General features: G+C 57.0%; 18 protein-coding genes and 8 tRNA genes. 19 read left to right on the top strand and 7 right to left on the bottom strand.

Annotated features, from left to right (window positions below; genetic code table 11):
• Positions 1-90: 90 nt before the first annotated feature.
• Together ACFO3S_RS17050 and ACFO3S_RS17045 are read left to right on the top strand one after the other, a co-directional pair.
• Complete coding sequence (locus tag ACFO3S_RS17050; protein ID WP_378098638.1) at positions 91-735, top strand: hypothetical protein; 645 nt, start codon at positions 91-93, stop codon at positions 733-735.
• 1 nt (position 736) lies between these two features.
• Entirely contained in the window at positions 737-853 is a 117-nt protein-coding gene (locus ACFO3S_RS17045; RefSeq protein WP_378098637.1) for a CD1375 family protein, read from the top strand.
• Between the two features lie 97 nt (positions 854-950).
• On the opposite strand, the gene ACFO3S_RS17040 is transcribed toward ACFO3S_RS17045, so the two are convergent.
• The 4 genes from ACFO3S_RS17040 to ACFO3S_RS17025 all read right to left on the bottom strand — a co-directional run bounded on the left by ACFO3S_RS17040 (position 951) and on the right by ACFO3S_RS17025 (position 4,771).
• Positions 951-1,559 (bottom strand): DUF1349 domain-containing protein, encoded by a 609-nt coding sequence (locus ACFO3S_RS17040; RefSeq protein ID WP_378098648.1) that lies wholly within the window; start codon positions 1,557-1,559, stop codon positions 951-953.
• 226 nt (positions 1,560-1,785) lie between these two features.
• A complete protein-coding gene (locus tag ACFO3S_RS17035; protein WP_378098636.1) occupies positions 1,786-2,154 on the bottom strand; it encodes a hypothetical protein in 369 nt (122 codons plus the stop codon).
• 504 nt (positions 2,155-2,658) lie between these two features.
• On the bottom strand, positions 2,659-3,474 hold the full coding sequence (locus ACFO3S_RS17030; protein ID WP_378098635.1) for a WYL domain-containing protein: 816 nt from the start codon (positions 3,472-3,474) through the stop codon (positions 2,659-2,661).
• Positions 3,449-4,771, bottom strand: coding sequence for a helix-turn-helix transcriptional regulator (locus tag ACFO3S_RS17025; RefSeq protein ID WP_378098633.1), 1,323 nt, complete (start codon positions 4,769-4,771; stop codon positions 3,449-3,451). The genes ACFO3S_RS17030 and ACFO3S_RS17025 overlap by 26 nt, the downstream gene beginning before the upstream one ends.
• A gap of 192 nt (positions 4,772-4,963) precedes the next feature.
• On the opposite strand from ACFO3S_RS17025, the gene ACFO3S_RS17020 reads away from it, so the two are divergent.
• The 7 genes from ACFO3S_RS17020 to ACFO3S_RS16990 all read left to right on the top strand — a co-directional run bounded on the left by ACFO3S_RS17020 (position 4,964) and on the right by ACFO3S_RS16990 (position 16,648).
• The gene (locus ACFO3S_RS17020) at positions 4,964-6,781 is read left to right on the top strand and encodes a cache domain-containing sensor histidine kinase (RefSeq protein WP_378098632.1); all 1,818 of its coding nucleotides are present in this window, start codon (positions 4,964-4,966) and stop codon (positions 6,779-6,781) included.
• A gap of 20 nt (positions 6,782-6,801) precedes the next feature.
• Complete coding sequence (locus ACFO3S_RS17015; RefSeq protein ID WP_378098630.1) at positions 6,802-8,394, top strand: response regulator; 1,593 nt, start codon at positions 6,802-6,804, stop codon at positions 8,392-8,394.
• A 141-nt stretch (positions 8,395-8,535) separates the two neighbouring features.
• Positions 8,536-9,855, top strand: coding sequence for an ABC transporter substrate-binding protein (locus ACFO3S_RS17010; protein ID WP_378098628.1), 1,320 nt, complete (start codon positions 8,536-8,538; stop codon positions 9,853-9,855).
• Positions 9,856-9,903: 48 nt separating this feature from the next.
• The gene (locus tag ACFO3S_RS17005) at positions 9,904-10,782 is read left to right on the top strand and encodes a carbohydrate ABC transporter permease (protein ID WP_378098627.1); all 879 of its coding nucleotides are present in this window, start codon (positions 9,904-9,906) and stop codon (positions 10,780-10,782) included.
• Entirely contained in the window at positions 10,779-11,615 is an 837-nt protein-coding gene (locus ACFO3S_RS17000; RefSeq protein ID WP_378098625.1) for a carbohydrate ABC transporter permease, read from the top strand. Before ACFO3S_RS17005 ends, ACFO3S_RS17000 begins: the two co-directional genes overlap by 4 nt.
• Before the next feature lie 12 nt (positions 11,616-11,627).
• Entirely contained in the window at positions 11,628-13,550 is a 1,923-nt protein-coding gene (locus ACFO3S_RS16995) for an alpha-L-rhamnosidase-related protein (RefSeq protein WP_378098623.1), read from the top strand.
• A 14-nt stretch (positions 13,551-13,564) separates the two neighbouring features.
• On the top strand, positions 13,565-16,648 hold the full coding sequence (locus tag ACFO3S_RS16990; RefSeq protein ID WP_378098621.1) for a discoidin domain-containing protein: 3,084 nt from the start codon (positions 13,565-13,567) through the stop codon (positions 16,646-16,648).
• Positions 16,649-16,867: 219 nt separating this feature from the next.
• Here the strand turns inward: ACFO3S_RS16990 and ACFO3S_RS16985 are convergent, their stop codons facing one another.
• The 3 genes from ACFO3S_RS16985 to ACFO3S_RS16975 form a co-directional block, all read right to left on the bottom strand.
• Positions 16,868-17,569, bottom strand: coding sequence for a hypothetical protein (locus tag ACFO3S_RS16985; protein ID WP_378098620.1), 702 nt, complete (start codon positions 17,567-17,569; stop codon positions 16,868-16,870).
• 217 nt (positions 17,570-17,786) lie between these two features.
• Positions 17,787-18,212 carry a type II toxin-antitoxin system RelE family toxin gene (locus ACFO3S_RS16980; RefSeq protein ID WP_378098619.1) on the bottom strand — a complete coding sequence of 142 codons (426 nt, stop codon included), beginning with the start codon at positions 18,210-18,212 and terminating at the stop codon, positions 17,787-17,789.
• Entirely contained in the window at positions 18,209-18,499 is a 291-nt protein-coding gene (locus ACFO3S_RS16975; protein WP_378098618.1) for a hypothetical protein, read from the bottom strand. The genes ACFO3S_RS16980 and ACFO3S_RS16975 overlap by 4 nt, the downstream gene beginning before the upstream one ends.
• A 1,223-nt stretch (positions 18,500-19,722) precedes the next feature.
• On the opposite strand from ACFO3S_RS16975, the gene ACFO3S_RS16970 reads away from it, so the two are divergent.
• The 10 genes from ACFO3S_RS16970 (at position 19,723) to ACFO3S_RS16925 (ending at position 23,168) form a co-directional block, all read left to right on the top strand.
• A tRNA-His gene (locus ACFO3S_RS16970) sits at positions 19,723-19,797 on the top strand.
• 4 nt (positions 19,798-19,801) lie between these two features.
• A tRNA-Gln gene (locus ACFO3S_RS16965) sits at positions 19,802-19,875 on the top strand.
• Positions 19,876-19,956: 81 nt separating this feature from the next.
• Positions 19,957-20,033 (top strand) — tRNA-Glu (locus ACFO3S_RS16960).
• Between the two features lie 3 nt (positions 20,034-20,036).
• Positions 20,037-20,110 (top strand) — tRNA-Asp (locus tag ACFO3S_RS16955).
• 3 nt (positions 20,111-20,113) lie between these two features.
• A tRNA-Pro gene (locus tag ACFO3S_RS16950) sits at positions 20,114-20,191 on the top strand.
• Between the two features lies 1 nt (position 20,192).
• Positions 20,193-20,268: transfer RNA gene (locus ACFO3S_RS16945), tRNA-Asn, on the top strand.
• A 1-nt stretch (position 20,269) separates the two neighbouring features.
• Positions 20,270-20,344: transfer RNA gene (locus tag ACFO3S_RS16940), tRNA-Trp, on the top strand.
• Positions 20,345-20,599: 255 nt separating this feature from the next.
• A complete protein-coding gene (locus ACFO3S_RS16935; protein WP_378098616.1) occupies positions 20,600-21,163 on the top strand; it encodes a ribonuclease H-like YkuK family protein in 564 nt (187 codons plus the stop codon).
• A 110-nt stretch (positions 21,164-21,273) separates the two neighbouring features.
• Positions 21,274-21,338 (top strand) — tRNA-OTHER (locus ACFO3S_RS16930).
• 336 nt (positions 21,339-21,674) lie between these two features.
• On the top strand, positions 21,675-23,168 hold the full coding sequence (locus ACFO3S_RS16925; RefSeq protein WP_378098615.1) for a TROVE domain-containing protein: 1,494 nt from the start codon (positions 21,675-21,677) through the stop codon (positions 23,166-23,168).
• Positions 23,169-23,175 lie beyond the last annotated feature (7 nt).

Below are 23,175 nucleotides of genomic sequence, written 5' to 3'. Positions count from 1 at the left end.
TCTACACCACGAATCCAGGGGGCTGGCCCCCATCGATTTATCGTGAAAGAATGCTGTCACAAGCAGCCTAGCAACAGGATTTCTTCATGAGTGTGTTTTCAAACTGCACTTTTCTTGACAACTCCAGCCATAAAAGTAGACCTCGAAGGCTATTACATCGAACCGGTCCTCGTTCCACTTTCTCAAACGGGAGTGACGGAGACCCGCGAACTGCTGCCCGCCGAAGACGACGAGGAGCCGGAAGAAGTCGTTACCGGCTATATCATAGCCGAGAAAGTCTCAAACGGGCTGTTTAAACCCCGATGGAACTTTGCTTTGTGGGCGGACTATCAGGCCGCGCTGATCGCCTCCCGTGAAGCCCACGATCAAGCCCTGGCGGACTGGTACGCCGAGACGGAGGAGGAGCGTGGGGAGCGCCCGGCTTATGTCGAGCCTCCGCGCCCGGAATGCTGGGTCGAGGGTATGCCGCAAGAGGAGATCGACGCAATCCGGAACGCGCCGCAGCCGGTCACGACAGAGCAGCGCGTTGCCCAACTCGAATCTGAAAGCGTCGAAACGATGCTCGGGCTTGCCGAAGTCTATGAGACATCGCTAACGGCCAACACTATCCGCGAGCAGGAGACCGTCGAGACGATGCTCGGACTTGCTGAGGCTTACGAAATCATCCTCATACAGCAAGCAACGATAGACGCCCTGTCTGCTCGTGTCGCCGCCCTGGAAGGGGGTGAGAGTTGACATGGCACAAGTATACGCCAATCTGATTCGCAAGGGTCTGAAGACAATCGAGGACGTTCCCGCCGAGAAGCGGGCAGAAGTCGAAGCCATCCTGAATGCCCAAAACAGTAATCGCTGACAGCCCCTTGCAATAAGTCCATCTCTGGATTAACCGGTAAGGGGGCGATAAAAACATCTCCCTCGTCCTACTAATTCAAGCCGACCCCACACGCGCCTCAAACATCTGCCGGAGGGTCAGCATGCAGTTCGGCATCGGGAGCCGTCAGCGACCAGCGGGTAAACACGACCTCCAGGCCGGCCCTCGTTGGCGCGCATACCAGCGGACCTGCCAGATTGCCGGACGAATAGGGAAAGCGCGCCACCCGAACCGTACGCCAGCCTTCGGATCGCGTGCGGGCGCGGATAATGACGGCTTCCTTCATCCGGGAAGCGCGGATCGTCACTTCCTCGCCGAGCCATTCGGGTACGGGGGCGAGCGACCAGTCCGAGTAGCCGTCCGTCGCGACGACAGCCAGATGCGGGACGCCGTCGTTTAATTCGATCCCCGCCTTGATCCATTGCTGCTGGCCGTGCCACAGCATCAGTCCGGCCTGGTCGTACAGCTCGGTCAGGGAGTCCAACCGGAAGCCGACCTCGACCGCGCGCCCGTCCGTCCATTCCGCCAGCAGCGCATGACCGTCGCGGTGCTCGAATTCGTAGAGCGTTTTCTCCCAATAATCGCTTCCGTGCTTGGCTCCGACCCTTAGCAGCCCTTCCTCTTCTTTCACGGATAACGGAGCCGTCGTCCATTTTCCCCTGCTCCATGGAATATCCTCGGACTTGATTGACATGGCGAAGTCCCCCTCTTGTCGGATTCTTTTAGTTTACCCGACCAGCCTCGATCTGGCGATATGCGAAAAAGGAGATGCGTTTTACACGCTCCGGTTTCGGCCGTCTCTTCGTCAGGTTTTGATAGGCGGAATACGGTAGAGGTCCATCGTCCAGACATGCAAAAGAGGTACAGCTCCCCCACCTGCTTGAGGAACTGTACCCTTTGCTTTTAGCTTGCGATTAGACGAATCGAGCGTAGGTGGTCAAGTCGGCGAGCGTGCCGGCGTAAGAATACCGAATTTTGTACGTGCCTTGCGTAAACGAAGTATTAAACGTAATCGTATAGTTCACAACGCTAGGGTTGGTGTAAATGTTCGAACGTCCGCTGGTCACGTACTCCTCGACACCGTTCACGATGCGGTATACGTCCGCGAAGATGATTCCGGCCGGAGGGCTGTTGCTAAAATAAGCAGTCCCGGTAATCAAAATATCCCCTTGCCCTGTAACGGTATCCGTGTGGTTTAACGGGGTGCTGGCGCTCGAAGCGGTCGAGAAGGCAAAGAGCAACACGACGGACAGCAGAAGTGCCGTTAACTTGTTCATTTTCACGAATATCCATCCTTTCAATGTGGGATTGTTTAGAAGGAGTTTCTGGAGGCTGAATGCTGGCCAGCGTTCATCGGGAGCTGCAACCCTTCCAACACCAGTATGACATCATTTGTAATTTCATGTAAATGATGATAAAGTACGGTACGCGATTCGACACTTAAGTCCGCAGACCTAATGGCCGAATCGACAAAATTCTCTTTACGGGTCGGAACGCGGGCAACAGCCGATCATGGAGATCGCGGGCAGGTCGGGATTCCATTCGTGTCTCCGCCAGGTTCCGCAAGCTTGGTGCCGTAGGATAGCTCGCGAATTAGGGGCTCCAGGATTGACAAATACCCGATCCGTGGATCGTCTCGCACAAGTTGCAGGAGAAGATCACGCCGGAAGGCGCTTTGAAGCCTTTTTACGGCGCAACGACGGGGTATCGCAGATCGGAACGAGATAAAGCACGGCGGAGGAAGTAGCCGATCTGTACGATATGCTGCGCGGCCCGTTAGGCCCCCGTTACTCTGCACTGCCGATCGAATCGCCATACCGCCCCAACGCTTTCTCCGCCGACTCCAGCATCCTTTTGCGAAGCCCGTCTCCCTCCACGACTTTCACCCTCAAGCCGAGAAAGCGGATTTTGGCTAACAGATACTCGCTCTCGTCCGCGAGGTAAGCGACCCGAATCCGATACAGGTTGGACTGTTCGTCATAGCTGACCGTCTTGTCGAAGCAGGAGAACGCATATAAAATGCGCGACAGCTCGGCATTGTAGGTGCGTACGACCTCAATAACGGTTTGCGCTTTGCGAGTGTCCAGCAGGCAGGCAATCCGATCTCGCATGGCGGCGATCCGTTCGGCAGGGAGCGCCATTTCCTCGACCGAGAGAATGTGGCTCAGCTTGGTGGACATGAGGATACGTTTGCGCGCGCTGTACCAGAGCAAATACCATTCCCGCTTCACCATCGAGTACTCCAATTTGAAAGGAAGACCCGACTGGCTCGCCTGGATCCCCCCATGCTTGATCCGGTAGGTCAGGCGAATGCCCATATCTCGCATGACGATGCGGCGAAGCGTTCGCAGAAGCGGGTGATACACCTGGCGTTCCCGGCTCTTGGCTTTCTCGGTCAACATTCCGCGAATGTCGATTGAGGCTTCTCCCTGAAGCAGCAGCTGCAGCTTGTCCAACGTATCGGGCGTGAAAGCGTCGGAGGAGGCCGGGTGCTCCAGCATCGTCTTCAGCCACGATCGTTCTTGAGCCGTCAGCGCGTAGGAATCCGATTCGTCCAGACGGGAGATGACTTGGTAATTAAATATTTTCTCGAACGGATTCATAGTACGCCTGGATCTCCTTCCACTCGGCAATGAACTCGCGGCGGAGCCAGGCCGGCTCCAGCACCTCGCAGCTTGATCCGAAGCTTCTCAGCCACGGCTTGATCTCGTATATCCCGTTAACCGTAATTTCATAGAGAAAGGTAGATTCGGATTCCTCGCGAACCGTTCCCCACTGGCCTTGCGCCTCCACCCGTTCCCGAATGAAGTTGGCCCCCGCGCGGTCGGGATGGTAGAAGCGGGCCACGACCTTTACCGGGCGCAGCGTATCCGTGACCCAGCTCCGTTCAAGCTGCTCCCGAGCGCGATCAAGCCGGGCGGCGAATCCCGCTTCGTCCACCGCTTCGCCCGTCTCGATCTGCGTAATTCCCTCCATTCGGTATTTCATCATGCCCAGCTTGGCGTGGTGACCGATCAGATACCAGCGTCCGTACTGATGATCGTAGACGACGAGCAGCGGAAGCGTTGATTCGTCGCTGCCCTCGGTTTCCCTCTCGAAGAGGGGGTTCGTATTTTTCGAGGCGTAGTTTTTCCCCTTTTTGGGGGACAGATAGAGAAAATGAAGCTTCTTCCGCTCCCGGATCGCCTGAAAAATGGCGTGCAGATGCGCCTCGTCGAGAATGCGCGAATGGTAGTGGTACTTGTACAGATGAATGTCCGACGCCTCCGGGGCGAAGCCCCGCTTGCCGAGCGCCTTCTTGAGCGTGTCGCGCAGCAGGTAGCCTTGAACCGCCGGCACCTGAGTGTTGGCCATCACGTCGACGTAATCGTACAGATCGAGCAGCTCGTCGTCGGACAGCCGATCGACCAAATCGTTGGCGGCTCGATAGCGGTAAGGACGACCGCCTTCGCAGCGCGCGATGACGCCGACCTCCTCCAGATACTTCAAGTCGCCTCGAATCGTCTTCTCGTCGGGGCAGGGGAAGTCGGCGGGCATGTTTTCGCTGCAGGCGTCCAGAAGCTCCATTGCCGTCAATTCCCGGTCCTGCAAAAGGGTGATCGTCAAGGAAAGCCGGACGCTTTCCGACTCCTTGAGCGATTTGGCGCGGAACAGGAACAGAAGCAGCGGGTCCGCCGACTCATAAGGATTGTAGCGAAGCCCCTCCGCGAGGTCGGACTCCTGCTTCTCGGAGAGAGGCTGAAGCGACGTTCTCATGTCCTTGAGGTGGCGAAGCGTTTTGTCGTAGGTATGCACGGAAATTCCCAGACGCGAGGCGAACTGCTGCCTATTGTACGCGCCGCCGGCGAGCGCCAGCAGCCGAAGAAACTGCACCTCTTTGTCGAAGCTCTCCCGGGCCATTCTGTTTCCTCCCGTTCTCTTCCGTTTCCGTATACGTTTCATTGTAGCAATTACAGAGGTTGGGGAAAATGGCATTTTATCGAGTCTGGGCAGCAGATCCAAGTGCCGGCCGCCGTTAATGCGTTAAAAAAAGAATGGTTCCGGCCGCTACGTTCCACTATAATCAATTCCAAAAAGTCTAACGGACAGGGGATGAGGGCGATTCGGCGCAAGTTCAGCATCAAGCACAAGCTGTTCGTGATTTTTCTAGGCGTCTCGCTCCTTCCGATTATTCTGATCACCGTCGTGTCCTACAGAGGATACTCGGATCTTATTCAACGGCAGGTGAGCGCGACCGCGGCCAATCTGCTGGACAACAGCATGAACAAGGTCGGCGACGCGCTGGACGAGATCGCGGACGTGAGCCAGACGTTCGCCTACCAGCCTTATTCGCCGGACAATCGTTCGATCATCGACATCTTGAGACGGCACAAGGCGTATACCGATGATTTGAACAACTTCGAGCTGTTGCAGAGCCATCGGGACTTGAAGTTTCTGTTCGAGAGTTTGCTCTATACGCATCGCTATATGAACGGCATCTATTTGTTTGCCGCAGGGGGCAACTCCTTCTATTACGCCAGAACGGATAACGATTTGCGGCTCGGGTACCGCCCGGAGGGGGCGGAATGGTACAACAGAACGCTGGAGGACGGAATTTATGTAAGCGATATCGGACGCAAGGACTATTCGATGTCGGTCAAGCCTTCGATCTCGTTCTCCCGTCTGATCGTCGACCCGACGACGAACGAGCCGCTGGGCGTCGTCTTGATCGATTGCAATCTGGAGCTGTTCGGAGGCATCGACAAAAACATCCTTCCCCAGCAGTCCGCTATGTTCATCACAAGCCTGGACGGACGCATCGAATACGACAGCTCGGAGGGGAAGGGAGGCGTGCCTCTGTCGGCGAGCGACGAAGAGCTGCTGTCCGGCAAGGAGGCCGGGCAGTTCATGGACGACGCGGGCGAATGGCTGACGATCTTCAGGACGTTCCCGAATTACGAATGGAAGCTCGTCCTTCGGGTGTCGATGGCCGCGTTGGAAAACCAGTTCATTCCCGTGCGCAACGTGCTGATCGCGATAGCCGTCACCTGCTGCATCATGTTCTGGGCGATTTCCTTTTTCCTGTCGCGCATGGTCACGAGGCCGATCGTCAACTTAAGCCGCATCATGAAGTCGGAGAAGTCCAATGAGGTGCTCTTGAACAACAAGCACCTGCGGGGCAGCGACGAGATCGCGACCTTGTACAACGAATACAACGCGATGATTGCGGAGAACAAGGCGATTATCAAGGAGCGCTATCAAAACCGAATTATTCTGCTGGATTCTCAGATGAGGGCGCTGGAGGCGCAGATCAACTCTCATTTTCTGTACAACACCCTGGAGTCGATCAACAGCATCGCGGACGTGGAGGGCGTTGTCAGCATTACGGTTATTACGAAGGCTCTGGGGGATATGTTCCGCTACAGCATCAAGACGGACAGCGAGCAGGTGCGGCTGCAGGACGAGCTTACTCATGTGCTCAATTACTTGACGATTCAGAAGATGCGCTACGGCGACAGGCTGGTCTTCGATATTCAGATCGACGAACCGCTGCGCGAGGAAAAAATATTGAAGCTCATCCTGCAGCCGCTGGTCGAAAATGCGATCTATCACGGTCTGGAGACGAAGGAGGGGCCGGGGAAAATCGCGATTTCGGGACGGATGGACGACGAAGCGATCGAGATCGACATCCGCGACGACGGCTCCGGGATGACGGCGGAGCAGCTTGAACGCCTGCGGCGTCAGTTGAAAGTGCCGCCTCGCTTCACGGAGATGGGGCGCAGGGAGAAGGGCGGCATCGGCGTTTCCAACATTCATTCGCGTATTCGCCTGTATTACGGACAAGCGTCGCAAGAAGCGGGAATCGAAGTAGACAGCGAGCAGGGCCGGGGCACGAACGTGCGCGTGCGCGTACCGAGGCTCAGGCCATAAAGGCAGGAGGGAGCAGGCTTATGATGTACAGCTATGTCATCGTGGACGACGAGCCGCTCATTCGCAGCGGCATTCGCAGCAAAATCGACAGCTTCGCCGAGTCGCTGAAGCTCGTTTGCGCAGGAGAAGCGAACAACGGGAGGGAAGCGCTGGCGCTTATCGCCGAGCGCGACCCGCAAATCATCGTGACGGATATGCGCATGCCGGGCGTGGACGGCCGGGAGCTGCTAGCCCTGCTGAAGCAGCACTATTCGGACAAGCAGATGATCGTCGTCAGCGGCTACAAGGATTACGAGTATATGATGGGCGCCATCGAAGCGCAGGTGGCCGGCTATCTGCTCAAGCCGTTCAGCCGCGAGGAGGTTCAGGCGGTGATGGCCAAAGCGATCGAGGCGATCGAAAAGGCAGCGGCGTCCAGAGAGCTTCGGGAGAAGCTCGACGACATGCAGGCCGAGCAGGAACGCTTGTATGAGCAGTATGATCTGGAGCTGTGCCGCGTTCAGATCGAGTCCGGCAGATCGGGAGCGGCTTCCGCGGAGCTTCAATCGCGCCGGGGCCGCACGCTTCAGGCGTTCAAGCGCTACATGCTGTTGGCGCAGTATACAAACGAGGCTCGAAGCGTGCAGAAGACGGGCTTGCGTCGACTCGCCGATCTGTTGCGGGAGCCGCACGAGTTCATCTCGGAGCCGGTCCTTATTCCGGGGTCGGCCGAGGCGTGGCTTTACCTCGTCGTTCCGTTGAATTCGGAGGACGACTCCAGGCGCGTCCATGCGCTGGCGAAGAAATCGATGACGGAAGCGGGCCCGCTTGTAGACGATACGACCGAGAGTCGACTCCTGATCGCCGCGAGCTTGCCGAAGCGGGAGCTGGGGCAGCTTCACGAAGCATATTTGGAATGCCGGTCGGCAATGGACGCCTGTCCGGCAGCCGGGAAGTACGGCTACAGCAGCTACTTCGAACGTCCGTCCGCAAGATCGGAGCGATGGGAGGAGACGGAGCGGTTCGTTTATTGGCTGGAATCCGGCTCGACAGATAAAGCCGCAGAGGAGATGAACGAGGCCCTATTCCGCGACAACCCGACCTGGAGCGAAGTCAGGTCGCGGTGCAGGCAGCTGATCGAGGCGATAACGAACGCGACGCGCCAGAAGCTGCTGCTGGCGCCGCCCGATTGGGCGAAGGAAGCGGATGCCGTACTGAACGACGGGTACGACAGTCGGCGGCTGGCCGAGTTCATGCAGGAGCTGCTGCAAGCGATAGAATCGCCAAGTCGCTCTTCCGGCGCGGACTCGTCCCATAGCCTGGTCCGCAAGCTTCAGAGCTATATCGAAGCGCATTACCAGGAGGAGCTGTCTCTGCAGAAGCTGGCTCAGCGCTTCTATGTCAACGCCAGCTATTGCAGCTATATTTTCAAAGAAAAGACGGGGATGAATATATCGGAATTCGTGCTAGCCAAGCGCATCGCCAAGGCGAAGGAACTGCTGGAACGAACCGATTACCCGCTCGATCGCATCGCCAGACTGGTCGGCTACAGCAACGACAAGTATTTCATTCGGATTTTCAAGAAAACGACGGGAGTTACTCCGCAAGCCTTTCGACAGTCCCGGCGGCGCTAGCGCCGCCTCCCCCAAAAAAAGTACACCCCAAATGCCAAAATCCTGTTCCGGTTTCTCGATTATAATCGATTTGTGCACAGTAAGGGCGAGCTTGCCGCAACGCATACGGGCATCGACAATCATAGGGAGGGCTTGTCTGAGATGAAAAAAAGCTTAGTAACGACGCTGGCGATCTTGCTGGCATTTGCCTTGGCCGCATGCGGGAAAGGCGACAATTCCGCCAACAATGGAAGCGGTGCCAATTCGCCGAAAACGGAAAACGAACCGATCACGATCACGATGCTGGGACCCGGGAACGCTTCGACGGATAAGAAGGATTTCAATACGGAGATTTTCCCGGAGTTGGTCAAAGAGAAATTCCCTCACGTCACGATCCAATCGGAGACGCTTCCGAACGAGCAATATATTACGACGCTGAAGGCGAGAATGGCGACGGGCGGCGGGCCGGACATTTTCTTCTACTGGCCGAAAATGCAGGCGCTGGACGTCGTGAAGCCGGGCTATGCGAAGGAGATTACCGGACTGTCGGTGCTGGACAAGTTCAATTCCGGAGTCGTGGACGCCTTCGCCGTCGACGGGAAGCAATATGCGATTCCGTCCGGGGTCAACATTCTTGGCGTCTATTACAACCAATCGCTGTTCGAGCAGGCCGGCATCGCGGAAATCCCCGGGGATTGGGAAGCTTTCCTCGCCGCCTGCCAGAAGCTTCAGGACGCGGGCATCCAACCGCTCGTTTCCGGGGACAAAGACGGCTTCGTGGCGCAGTTCGGCTTGTATCAGCTGGCAGCCTCGATCGTATACCCGCAGGAGAACGATTTCGACACCAAGCTGTTGGCGGGCGAGCAGAGCTTTGCCGACCCGAAATGGCTGGAAGTGCTGACGAAATACAAAACGCTGTACGACCGCGGCTTCGTTCAGAAAAATTCGCTCGGAGCGGGCAATACGCAGGCGCAGCAGCTCTTCATCGACGGCAAGGCCGCCATGACGATCGACGGCAACTGGTCGCAGTCCAACCTTACGCAGAAGGGCGAGGTCGATTTCGAACGCGGATTTTTCCCGCTGCCGGGCAACGATCCGGGAGAGCCGCTGGGCTTGTCGGCAGCGCCAAGCGGAGGAACGTTCATCAACGCGAAGACGGAGCATTACGATACGATCGTCGAAATCATGGAGTACATGTACGACGGAGAATCCCCGCTGTTCAAGGCATGGGCGGAATACAACGTCGGGCAGGTTCCGTCCTATAAAGGCGTGGAATTCCAAGGCGGCGAGGTGTTCGACGAATACTATCGGCTGTTCCAGACAAGTCCGTCCTGGTACTTCAGCAACCAGGCTTGGCCGGGCGGGTTGTCCGACGAGCTGTGCGCCAAAGTCCAGGAGATGATCAGCGGCAAGGAAACGGTCGAAGGCGTGGCCAAGGCGGCCGATCTGAAGCTGTCCGAGCTGATGGCACAGCAGCAGTAGGAGTCGAGCGGGCGGCCGGAAATCGGCCGTCCGTAGGAAGGAGCAGCTATGAGCGAGGCTTTCAAGAAAAGAATGTACTGGTTCGCCGTTCCGGCTTTGGCCGTATACGTGACCTTCTGGATCTGTCCGGTCCTTCTCACCTTTTACTACAGCCTGACGAACTCCAACGGATTCGACACCCAATACCGGTTTGTCGGCTTGCGAAATTACGAATATTTGCTCAAGGACGGAACGCTCGCCAACGCCATGAGAAATACGCTCGTCTACACGGTCGGAAGCGTCATCGCAACCAATGTGCTGGCGCTGGCCCTAGCGCTGGCGCTTAACGCCAGACTCCGGCTGAGCGGGCTTTACCGGACGTTCGCTTACGTTCCGACCTTGTTCAGCACGATCGTCGTCGGCTTTATCTGGGGCTTTATTTATTTGCCCGATTATGGCTTGCTGGCCGCGCTGCTGGGCAAAGTCGGGCTCGGAGGCTGGGAGCTGAACCTGCTCGGCGACGCCTCCACCGCGCTGTGGGCGACGATGGCCGTCGACGTATGGAAGGGCTTCGGGGGAACGATGATCATTTATTTGGCCGGGCTTCAGTCGGTGCCGGCGGAGCTGGAGGAGGCGGGGCGGATGGACGGCGCGAACGGCTGGCAGCTGATCCGCCGGATCAAGCTTCCGCTGCTGGCCGCCGCCGTGACGATCAACGTGACGCTGGGACTTATTAACGGCCTTAAGCAATTCGACTACATTTACACGATGACGCAGGGCGGTCCGGGCAAATCGACGAGAACGCTAATGTTCGAGATGTTCCGGATGGCCTTCGCGGAGTCGCTGTTCGGCAAGGCGGCCGCGCTCGGCGTCATCTCTTTCGTCGTCATTTCCGCCGTAACGATGGTGTTCGTCAAGCTGCTGAGAGCCAGGGAGGTGTCTGCATGAGAACTCGCAACCGAATCCGCTCCGCCCTCCTTCATGCGGCCATTGTATTGTTTTCCGTCGCCAGTCTGTACCCGCTTGTCATTGTGTTGTCCGGCTCCTTGCGGCCGCCCGGCCAGTCGGCTGCCCCGCTTAATCTGTTCGAGCAAGTGACGATGAGCAGCTACCGGGTCGCGTACGAAACGATGAAATACCCTTTGTCGCTGTGGAACAGCGTGCTGCTCACCTTCGTCTCCGTGACGGGGGTCGTCCTGCTGGCGTCTGCGGCCGCTTATCCGATGGCCCGCATTCAAAGCCGGACCAGCCGATTTCTGGCGATGTTCTTTCTCTCGGGGCTGATCGTATCCGGCCAAATGGCGTTGATCCCGATCTACACGGTAATGGACGCTTTGCAGATTAAAGACGGGCAGCTGGCGAGCATCCTGATGTTCTTGACGTGCAGCCTGCCGTTTTCCACCTTTCTGTATACCGGATTCATCAACAGCAGCGTCCCTTACGAGCTGGAAGAGGCGGCCGTGATCGACGGGGCGGGGTTGCTCCGGCGTTACTGGAGAATCGTTTTTCCTCTGCTGCTGCCCGCCACGACAGCCGTCGTCATTACGCAGGCGGTATGGATTTGGAACGATTTTCTCTATCCGCTCGTGTTTATCACTCAGCCCGACCAGAAGCCGCTGCCTCTCGTGATGATTCGGTTTCTGGGAGATCGGGAAAATCCGACGCAGTGGAATCAGCTATTTGCGGCTTGCGTCCTGTGCACGCTGCCGATGATTGCGGCATTTTCCTTGCTGCAGAGGTACTTCATCGGGGGCATGACCGTCGGCGCGGTGAAGGGATAGGGAGGAACCGCTATGAAAACCGGATTTATCTTTCCGAGCCTGGTGTCCGCAGAGGCCGGAGACGGGGAAGCGCTCAACGTGTCCGCGATGCTGAATAAGGGAGAAGGGGCTGCATATTTATCCGTCGGCGGATCGCGCGCTCCTAGCGTGCTGCTGGACTTCGGCATTAAGACGACCGGCTGCTTCTTCGTCGAACTGGAGAAAAGCTCGGGAGACGAGCTGGTCATTCAGTACGGACCTTTACGCGACGCGCTGATTAAATCGCTTGTCGTCCCGATGCCGGCTGACGGCGTACTCTGGGTCGACGAGGAATATATCGCCTTGCGCTACATGAAGCTGTCCATCCGCAGCAAGGCGGTGCTTCCGGCTCCTTGCCATGCTTCGATCCGGAGGGTCGGCGTGAAGTTTTCCGCGTATCCCTGCGTGTACCGCGGCAGCTTCCGCGCGGCCGATCCTTTCTGGGAGAAGCTGTGGCGGACCGGCGCGTATACGACGCAGCTGTGCCTGCAGCGCTCCCGCTTTGCCAGCACCTTCCGCAGCGAGCTGCCGGAGCCTCATCGGACTTTCGTGAACGAATGGCGCAGCCCTTATTCGGATTACGTTATTTTCGACGGCCCGCGCAGAGACCGCGAGGCCTGGATCGGCGATATCCGCACCGAAGCGCTCAACATTTATTACGCGTTCGGGGCGAACGAGACGGTGAAGAGCAGCCTGCACCTGTTCCATGCGCTCCAAGAGAGCTCGGGATTAATTCCCGGAAGCGCGGCTTCGCGGCAAGCTTTTACCGAATACAACCTGTGGTGGATCATTTCGATCTGGGAGCACTATCTGTTCACGGAGGACCGGGCCTTCCTGGAAAAAATGTACGAGGGCTACCGCTCCTTGATGGACTGGATCGAATTTCAGCTCGACCGCCGCGGCTTTCTGTATAACGATAAAACGTGGATGTGGACGTTCCCGCGGGAGGGCTGCGGGTCGGCTACGCAATGCGTTCTGTACCGGGCTTTGCAGTGCGCGGCGCTGATCGAAGAGGAAGCGGGCGAGCGCGAGCGGGGAGAAGAGCTGGAACGTCTGGCCGCCCATCTGCGCCATCATCTTGTCGAGACCTACTGGGATGAGGGAAAAGGAGTGTTCCGCGACGTGCTTAATCTCGAAGATACGGATGTCGTGCTGAGCGACGTGAACTGCTATGCCGTCGTCTTCGGACTCGCGGACCGGGAGATGTCCGAACGAATCCTGAGCTACTTGAAGGCCGAGATGTGGACCCCTTACGGCTCCGCGACGCTGGATCGCAAGCTGGAACGTGCAGTTCCGGCCGAGGGCTGCTCGCATTTCCAGACGTATTTGCCGGGAATCAACCTCACGGACGAGCAGACGATGAGCTTCATGTGGCCGCATAACAAGCAGATCTGGCCGTTCATGAACGGATATGAGGTTGAAGCCCGATTTCTGGCCGACCAGGCTGACGAGGCGTTGGAACTCACCCGTAGATGCTGGGGAACGATGCTGGCGAAGGAGCCGGGCACGTACTGGGAGATGATCGACGCCGAATCGGGCGAATTTCCGCTGCGGTCGTTTTTCGAGTTTTCCAAAGGGGACGCGCTGAACAGCGCCTGCCATGGCTGGTCGGGCTGGATTTCGGCCATTCTGCAAGGCTATGCGCTAGGGGTGAGACCGCCGCGCCCCGGATTTCGGGAGACGCTGATCGCTCCCCGACTCGGCGCTGGCTTAACCGAGATCGAGGGTGCGGTTCCTACGCCCCATGGTCCGATTTCCGTGAAAATCGAAAGCGATGAGAAGCAAGTCAGGCTGGAGGTCAGACATCCCGAGGCGGTTAAGGTGGTTTATGACTTCGCCAGCCGCTTTTTCGCAGGAAAACAGGTTGTGATCAACGGAGAAGCTGGGCACTCGCAAGGGCAATCCACTTCTGAATAAGAGAGGGATCAAGGATGAAACGCGGAGTAAAAAGGTTTTGCCTGTTCGGTTTATTGCTTCTGGTTGCAGCGGCGACAGTTCCGACAAGCTATGCGACTCGCGCCTTTGCATCTCCGAGCTTGACGGTATGGGCGGCCGACGGGCTGACCAAGCTGTTTCGGGCGACGCTTCCTCCCGGCGACGCGCCGGGAACGATCCGCCTGTTGGCGGCTCGCAACGAGTATCGGGCCGGACAGCTCGGCATTCGGTCCGCGCAGGAGCTGCACGACTTGTCCGTAACCGTCGGACCGTTGACGGGACCGGGCGGCGCCCAGATCGCGGCCTCCAACATCAGCGCGAGATGGATCGACTTCATTCATCTGAAGCAGCATACGGATCAGCTGCCGGTGGAGCATCAGGTGCTCGCCCCGGACGGCAGTATGGATTATCCGGACCGAATCACCAACGATTCGACGCTGGCCGTACTGCCCGCGAACACGACGCAGCCGGTCTGGTACAGCGTGTATGTGCCTGTCGGCACTCCGGCCGGTGAGTACTCGGGGACGGTAACGGTCCAATCCAACGAGGGGAGCGCCAGCGTTCCGGTTCACGTTCGGGTGTACGACGTGACGCTGCCGGACGGACGGCTGTCCTCGTACAAGGTCGACAACTGGTTTTCGTCGGCCGGATGGGAGCCTGCGGCGACGGAAGCGCTTCGCTACCAGTACGGGACTACGGAGTTTTCGAACGACTGGTGGACCGTGATGACCCGTTTTGCCCAATACATGAAGAAGCACCGCAACAACGTCATCTGGGTCGATCCGATCGGCTACCTGGTTCCCGACGTCCAGATCGGTCCGAGCGGAGAGTACCTGTTCGATTGGACGAAGTTCGACCGATTCGTGCAGCTGTTCATCGACGAAGGCGCGATGAAGGAGCTGCACGGAGCGAGCCTGATGACGAAGGCGGGAGACCGCTACCAGGTGCGCACGATTCAGAACGTCAACGGCGCGCCGCGAATGGTCCCGGTTCCCGCTCAGTCGGCCGAAGCGGAGGCGTGGCTCGACATTTATCTTCCCGCGCTGAGGGCGCATCTGGATACGAAGGGCTGGCTGAATCTGTTCTACCAAAGCGGCGGGGACGAGCCGATCAACGATCAGGATCGCGCGGACGACAACTGGTTTTACGGCAAAGTGCATTCGCTTGCGCCGGGCGTTCGGACGATTGAAGCCAACTTCGTGCCGACCTACGCCTTCGAGGACACGCTGGACGTGCAGGTGGTCAAGCAAAGCAACTACGATTACGAATCCAACTATCATAAAATCAGGCAGGATTTCGGACAGGAGGTGTGGCTGTACATTTGCAACTATCCGACGTGGGAGTATCTGGTGCGCAATATCGACGCCCCGCTAGCAAAAACGGTGCTCCCGCACTGGTACACGTTCCGCCACGGCATGGACGGGTATTTGCATTGGGGGTTCAACTACTGGAATTTGAACTCGGCGTCCGGCAACCGTCCGGTTGCCGCATCCAGCTCCTACGAAGCGGCCGGCTGGTCGACCGCGAATCTGACCGACGGGACCGTCAGCTCCCTGCCTTCCTCCATGGGATGGAGCAGCAGCTCGAATACGGGGGTCAACCATTCCGAGTGGATCACGGTCGATTTGGGCGAGAGCACGGAAGTGCGCAAGGCGACGCTGTTCCCGAGAGACGACGGAGCGAATCGAGGCTATGGCTTTCCGATCGATTTCTCGATAAGCGTTTCAGAGGACAACGTCAATTGGATCACCGTCGTATCGGAAGCCGGCCATCCTCAGCCGACCGTGTACGACGAAGCGCCGAGCTTCTCGTTCGCGCCGGTGTCGGCCCGTTACGTCAAGATCGAGGGCACGAATTTGCGCGCCAACCCGCATGACGGAGGCGCTTACCGCATGCAGTTCGCGGAGATCGCCGTCTATGGCATGGACGACGTACTGAAGGAGGCGGATACGCCGACGCCCGGAGATCGTTGGCTGGCGTATCCGGACAAAGCCAATCTGGGCCTGTTCGAATCGATTCGCGGCGAAGCCGAGCTGGAAGGCATCCAGGATCGGGAGCTGCTCATGCTGCTGGCGGAGTCAAAGCCCGATCTGGCGCAAAATATTGCCGAAGCGCTCATCTACAACGGAACGAGCTACAATGCCGACGGGAATTCAATTCGAATGGCGCGCCAGGCGATTCTGGACAGTCTGACGGGCAGCGGCGCGAACGAGACGTTCGTAGACGAGATGAACGATTTCAGCAGCATCTACGAACGAAGCGCCAATCTGACGGTGGACGGCTCCTATGCCGGCGTCATTGCCGAGAACGATGCCGGGCGCATTCGCAGAACGACGGGCTCCGAGGAGTATATCGTGTACAACCGTTTCAACATCCGTTCTTTTACGGCTGCGTTGTATTACGAAGGCTCCCGCGATCTTCGGTTCTATGCTTCGCCGGATAATCGCTCCTGGACGCCGATTACGGTAACGGAGGAGCCCCCCGTGCAGACGTCTGCGCCTTGGAATCGAATCCGCCTGAGCGCGGACAGCATTCCGTGGGGGACGAACTATTTGAAGATCGTATTCAGCGCCGCCAACGATTACGATTGGGTTCCGCAGCTGGGGCGGATAGAGATCGTCTCCGGTTACGGAGCGGGCGGCCCTCCGGCCGTCCTGCGCGATACGATGGACAATTTCCGCTGGATGCACGATCGCAGCGCCAACCTCGTCGTCGACGGATCTTACGCGAACGAGATCGCCGGCGGGGATGCGGGACGGGTTCGCCGGACGGCCGATTCAGACGAATGGTTCGTGTACAAGCGCACGAACATGCTTAGCTTCAAGGCTTCAATCTACTACGAAGGAACCGGGCAGTTGGAGCTCTACGCTTCGCCGGACGGCAGCTCCTGGACGCCGCTCAGCCCGGCTTGGGGCACTCCCGTCCCCGCCGCTGGCGGATCGCCTTGGTCCGGCAGAAGCGTTGAGGCGCCTTCGCTGCCTTCGGGAACGAACTACCTGAAAGTCGTGCTTCCCGCGACGAATACGTATTCATGGGCTCCTCAGATTGGGGAGGTTTGGATAACTTCTGAACCAGACTAAGAGGCTCGTATCGACACGAGGACGCTTTATAAATGACGGGAGCAGCGCAGAGTCAGGAAAGCGACTGTAGAGTTGGATCATGAGCAGGCAGTTCTAGCCAGAGATACAAGTGTTAGGAATCATCCGCCTCCACCAAATCAATAATCTGCCGAATATCGCTGATGCCTGGAGCATCGGCGATTTTTTTGTTCTTCAAGTCCTGAATAGGCCCGACGAGTATCAAAAGGTAATCGTAGCTCTCCAGGACCCTCCTCCTTGAGTGCAGGTGTAAGTGCCCGTGACCGTTCTTCCGTCTCCCGCGATAGTGCCGGTATAGTTGCAATTATTGCCATCGCTGCTGTTTCTGCGCAATACCTGGACGTTATTGCCGAACAGGTTGATCGTTAATACGGCCGTAATCGCTGCCGCCCCGGGCATCGTCCATATGGCGTCGAAAATGTTGCTGTTCCCCCGGCGAGTCCAGACGCCAGTCCAACCGCCTTCTTGTACGTACCAGACCCGTCCTAGTCGGGCTGCTTCGCGCCGAATGATTGTGGCGGTCCAAGTGCCTCCTCCCCGGATACATCTATAATTTCCGGTAACCGAACGGCCGTCTGCGGAGAGCGTTCCCGTGTAGTCGCAGTCATTGCCATCGCTGCTGTTCCGTCGCTGAACATACACGAAATTGCCGAAAATATAGATGGTCAAAACGGCTGTTACGGCCGGAGCTCCGGGCATTGTCCATATGGCATCGAAGAGGTTGCTGGTTCCCCGCCTGCGCCATACCCCGCTCCACGGGCCTTCTTGCACGCGCCACTCCACGCCCAACGCTTGCTGGCCAAATAGGAAGTCGGGGATTGGGAAAGGGGACAATTGGCGGTAGCCGTACGGAGCGTAATTGGACAGATCGTAATTGCACGGTTCCCAATTCTGTCGATACATCGCATCTTCTCCTTCGTCGAATCTAATTTCCCCCTATATTATGTTGGGTTTACGCCCAGGGTACCTGCATAAAAAACGGGTCGCCGAGCGTCGGTTCTACTATAATCATAATTGTATAAAAAAAATCGCTGGTGCCTCTTAAGGGCATCGGCGATTTTTTAAGCGAGGCTTGCGGCAGGAAGGATCAATCCTTTCTTTATTGGACAGTTCGTTGTGACTATTCGCCTTGCTTAGGTCTCTTGGTGCGTATCATATCCTGCCATCTTTTTTGTTTCTCGTGGAGCTTTCGCGATTCTTCTTTGGTTAGTTTACGAATGGCCTTCATCCGAGAATGGGCGATTTTGAAAGCCATATCACGGTTACGTCGCTCAATGGTCAGAACAATGACGATACGAAGCACGTGAACGACTTGATCTGTCACGCGGTATACAATTCGAATACCGGCATCACGTAGCTTTATCTCTCTGCAGCCTGCGAGTTTGGTATCATTATTATTCCTCAGTGCTTTGCCGACTTCATCAGCCCTGAGGACCAATTCGTCGATTGCCTTATTTACTGCGCCAAGAACAGAACCATCCAGTCGGTTATATTCCTCTTCAGCATCGGGGTCGAATCGAACATCAAAACAATCTTCGGACATCATGGTTCCGGTTTACGCTTGATGTCTTTCCACGATTTTGCGGCTGTTGGATTTTGTTCGGTTCGTTCGATACGCTCTAACAAGATTCGGCGCTCTTCTTCATCCTCCAGACGAGTGAGTCGGTCATAGATTTGTTCGAAGAGTTCATAACCAATCAATACGGAATCGACTGTACCGTTATCCGTAATAAATTGCGGATTTTTTTTTGCTTTTTTTCGCAGGTCGCCAAATTTTTTGGCCGCTTCCGATGAGGTAATCAGCTGATCAACGGTAAATGTTGGTTTCGTCATCCTCTTCACCATCTTTCATTTCCCTAATTACTCCCTATTATCTTATGTCTCATTCTTAAAGAAGTCATACGTACTCTGCTTATTATATTACGGAAAATATGACGTAATAACAAGGCGGAAGGATAAGACAGGAGCAAAGTTGTATCATCAATGCGCCTATGGCCGATAGGGGAGAGAAGACAATCGAAGCGTTGGCCGAGGCAGCGTAAGCAACTCTGCACGCAGCACAAATCATCGGCCGAGCGGAGAACGAACGATTTTACGCAGGCTACGGCAGAGTCAACCTCGATAGGCATCGAAGAGAGGAATAAAACGATGCTCAAGCGCAATAAGTTTTTTTCGTTGCCATACTTTCGCCCTGTTCGTAAGCCGTCTGATCGGCGAAAATCAGATTGTGAAGCCGAGGTCGCAAGGCAAAGGCCTCGCGGTTGCAGAGGCGCTAGGAAGGGTTACTTCGGTGGCTTAAAATGGGTTCGAATCCCATCCGTCTCCCTCGCAGGAAGCTGCGACGGAGGTGCGGTGAACACCTTTCCAAACTTTTTCCTCTGCAATTTTATGAAATGAATGGTTGACATGGTTAAAGATGAGATGTTAGGATTGTCAGCAAACATTCTAATCCAGAAAGGAGTGCAGGAACATGCGTGAGATGAATCGACTCGATTGGGAGAACAAACCGGCAGTTTATGCGGAGCAGTTCAATGAACAGTGGCATGAGACGCTTATTTCCTGCATTCCATTTCATAGAGGCTATCTTTACAAACGCAGACGATTCGTTGCGGTTCTTCGGCTGATCTCTACAGCCTGACTCCGTTCGCGATCGCATACCTAGCGTTCTTGTAAAGACTGCCGAGGCCGGTAGTCTTTTTCTATGGGCAGGCTTGGCCATGGGAGAAGACGAAGGCGACAGGGGTCTTTTTTTTAATCGCTTGGCCCCTATAAAGTACATATCGCAACAATAATCCATTTTAGAAAAGAGGCGAGTCCCATGAAAACCAATCTATATCCGTTCGAACGCAATTGGTGTCGTCAGGATCATGAGATCGAGACGACGGATAGCCGATCCGCGAGAGGAAGGCAACGTCTGCCGGACGACCGGCAGAGCTGCCCTGCCTTCTCATAGCGAGAACATTCTCGCGGCGCGAATCGAGCTATCCGGATGCCGAGTCCTTTTTCCCTGTTAAGGCGGGGAGCGGGGAACGGTCCCTGGATAGCTTTTTATTCTGGAGACCATGGCGAAAGGGCGAACGCGGCGGTTTGTGACCCCGTTAGTACCCGTTCGAGTCTGGTTGGTCTCCCCAATATTGCTCGGTAGCCAAGCGGCAAGGCAGATGACTTTGAATCATCGATCGCAGGTTCGATCCCTGCCCGGGCATCCAACATGGATAGGCGTTATCAGATAGGCTGCTGCGATTCGGCGGCCGACAGATCGGCGGGGAATACCCGCTCCTGTCCTCCACGGCGTGGTGGTGAAAAGGAATAACACACGGGCCTTTCACGTCCGGATGTGCGGGTTCGAGTCCCGTCCACGCCTCCACTCGGTCCCATCGTTCAGTGGAAGAACGCCGCGTTGTCAGCGCGGAAGCAGGAGTTCGATCCTCCTTGGGACCGCCATACCGGGACGTAGCTCAGCTTGGCTGGAGCGCTTGCCTTGGAAGCAAGAGGCCGCAGGTTCGAATCCTGCCGTTCCGACCATAGGGTTGTAGCTCAGCGGGTAGAGCGCCCGACTGTTAATCGGACGGTCGCAGGTTCGAGCCCTGCCAACCCTGCCATGGGGGTGTAGTTCAATAGGTAGAACGCCGGTCTCCAAAACCGCATATGCAGGTTCGACTCCTGCTGCCCCTGCCACATAACCTATTAAATGTGAGTTCAAAAAGTTCGGTTTTCAGCACCGAGAAGGTTGGATGAAGCCAGGAACTGAGGAACGGAGTGTAGGAGAACCTACATGAGTACCGGAAGATCCGGCTGAATGCAAGATTCGACGTCGAGTATGCTTCTTGGGATACTTCGTGATCAAAAGCGGACTTTTTAAACAACCACTTGAGAAAGGAAGAAGCCGACCTTGCGTTACAGGTGACCCTTATGCAGAGAAGACAAATCCCTATGATCCACGAAAAAACGTTCCGCAACGTCACCGAAAAGGAGCTGACGATGGACGACGTGTTCGCCCGCATTCGCGGCTTCATGAACGCCGATCCGCGCGCCGCCTACCAGCTGATGGTCGGCACGGATGCTCAAGTTCACGCCGGACATACGAAGTTCGTGACGTCCGTCGTCGTTCATCGGCCAGGCAGAGGAGCCTGGTTCTGCTATCGGCAGGTCGTTCTGCCGCGGGAAATCCGTTCCCTTCAGGAGAAGCTTAGTCTGGAGACGACGTTCAGCCAGGAGATTGCCTCATATTTCGATGAGAGCAAACGCGCCGAGCTGGAGGACATCCTCCTGCCTTACGTTTACCAGGGCGCGGAGCTGAAGCTGTTCATCGACATCGACGCGGGAACGGACGCCAAGCGCAACCGGACCTCGGCGTTCGTCGCGGACTTGGTCGGACGGATCGAGGCCATGGGGTTGTCGGCTCGTGTGAAGCCTGAGGCAATCGCAGCTTCTTCCGTATCGAACCGATATACGAAATCGCCCTATCGGGGCAAGGCGGCCGCTGCCGCGACCTGAAACAAAAAATGCTCGTCGTCATACTTCCGCCATGTTCGACCGGTTGGAAATAAGAGATGATAGGAGCATGAAACAAGCGGCCGTGCGGCCGAACAACAGAGCGCAGTTGAGGCGCATGGAAGGGTTACTTCGACTTTTAATCGGCCTGTCGTTGGTTCGAGTCCAACTCCCGCCGAGAGGCGGGATAGCTCAGTAGGTAGAGCAGCATGTTCCTTTCCGCCCTTTTCCTCAACTGCCGCATTACTACGCTACCAAGAGCGAGGCGCACGAGAGGGCTACTTCGTCCAAGATCAGGGCGGAACGAGCGGCATTACCGCTCTTCTGCACGCCTTCTTGAACTTTTCCTCGCTCCGCTTAATGAATCGCATACCGCCGGCGAGGCGCCGGGGAGGGCTGCTTCGCCACTTAGCGCGCACCCATTGATTTGCCTGGGCTTTACGGCAGGTTCGAGTCCTGCAGTCCGCCTTCCCCGCCCTTTCCTCGCCGGTTCAGTTTTAAGGAGGTAATACCGATGAGCTTCGCAAAAAAGTTGTTCTCGGCTATCAGGCCGTCAATAGGCAATAGAGAAGGTTATCCGGCGTATGCTCGCTCCATAGAGGAGCAGTACGTTCAGACGCTGGTGACCAATACGCTCGGCAACACGTTCTACGCGGATCAGCAGACGCTGCTGGCCGAAGCCGACGAGCTTCATCGCGAAATGGCGCAGAGCCGCCCGCAATTCATGGCGCAAGCGCTCGTCTATGCCCGCAACGAGGGCTACATGCGGCTGCAGCCGCTGTTCGGACTGGCGATTCTGTCCCAGCATCGTCCGGATTTGTTCGCGAAGGCTTTTCCGCAGGTCGTCCGGATTCCGTCCGATTTGTCCGACTTCTTGACCATCCTGAAGGGAATGGGAAGGGGCGAAGGCGGCCGGGCGGTGAAACGCCAGGTGAGTCGGTTTCTGACGGGCTTGTCCGAATATTGGGCCATCAAGTATAACGGCCGCTGCCGGGGCTACAGCCTGGGCGACGCGATCGCGACGGCTCACCCGAAGCCCGCGGATCTGAAGCAGCAAGCGCTGTTCCGCTATCTGCGCGGTCAGGAGGCGAACCTGACTCTCCTGCCGCAGGTCGAGGCGCTGGAGCAGTTGAAGCGGGCCTCGACAGAGGCCGAACGGTTGCGCTGGATCGAAGCAGGCAAGCTGCCGCACGAAGTCGTCACCGGAGCGGTGAAGCCTTCGAAAGCGATCTGGGAAGCGCTGCTAGGTCAGATGCCGACTTTCGCGCTGCTCCGCCACTTGAATACGCTGGAGCGCGAGGGCGTGCTGGAAGACCGCCGCTGCCTCGATGCCGCGATCGCTCGTCTGACCGATCCGACCGCACTGAGCAAGGCAAGGATTTTGCCTTTCCGATTCGCGAAGGCGTTCCGTCAGGTGAAGCGCCCGGAGCTGCGCGACGCGCTTCGGGACGCGGTGGAGATCACATTCGCCAACCTGCCCGATCTGGAAGACCGCACGGCGATCTTCCTTGACATCTCGGGCTCGATGAACGGCGAGTATTTGCAGATCGGCTCGGTATTCGCGCTGGCTCTGTACAAGAAGACGCAGGGCAACTCTCTGTTCTGGCTGTTCGACACCGAGGCCGAGGATGCCTTTCCGTCGCGCCGCGACAGCATTCTGTCGCAGGCGGAGCGGATTCAGACGCGCGGCGGCACGGATACCGGAGCTCCGGTTCGCAAGCTGCTCGCCGAACGCGTCAAGGTCGACCAGATCGTCATGATCACCGACGAGCAGCAAAACAGCGGCAGCCCATTCTACCGCGAACTGACGAGCTATCGCGCCAAGGTGAACCCGCAGGTCAAGGCGTTCATCATCGACATCGCGCCTTACCGCAGCGCCATGGTTCCGCCGCAGGATCCGAACACTTACTACATTTACGGCTGGAGCGACACGGTGCTGAGCTACATCGCCCAAACGGCGAAGGGCTACGGCTCGATGGTGCAAGCGATTGAGAAGATTGAACTGTAATGCGGGA

The organism is Cohnella hongkongensis (genome assembly GCF_042654645.1).
GTDB classification, from domain to species: domain Bacteria; phylum Bacillota; class Bacilli; order Paenibacillales; family Paenibacillaceae; genus Cohnella; species Cohnella hongkongensis.
The sequence above is the reverse complement of the archived record's forward strand: the minus strand, read 5'-3'. Positions and strand labels throughout refer to the sequence as shown.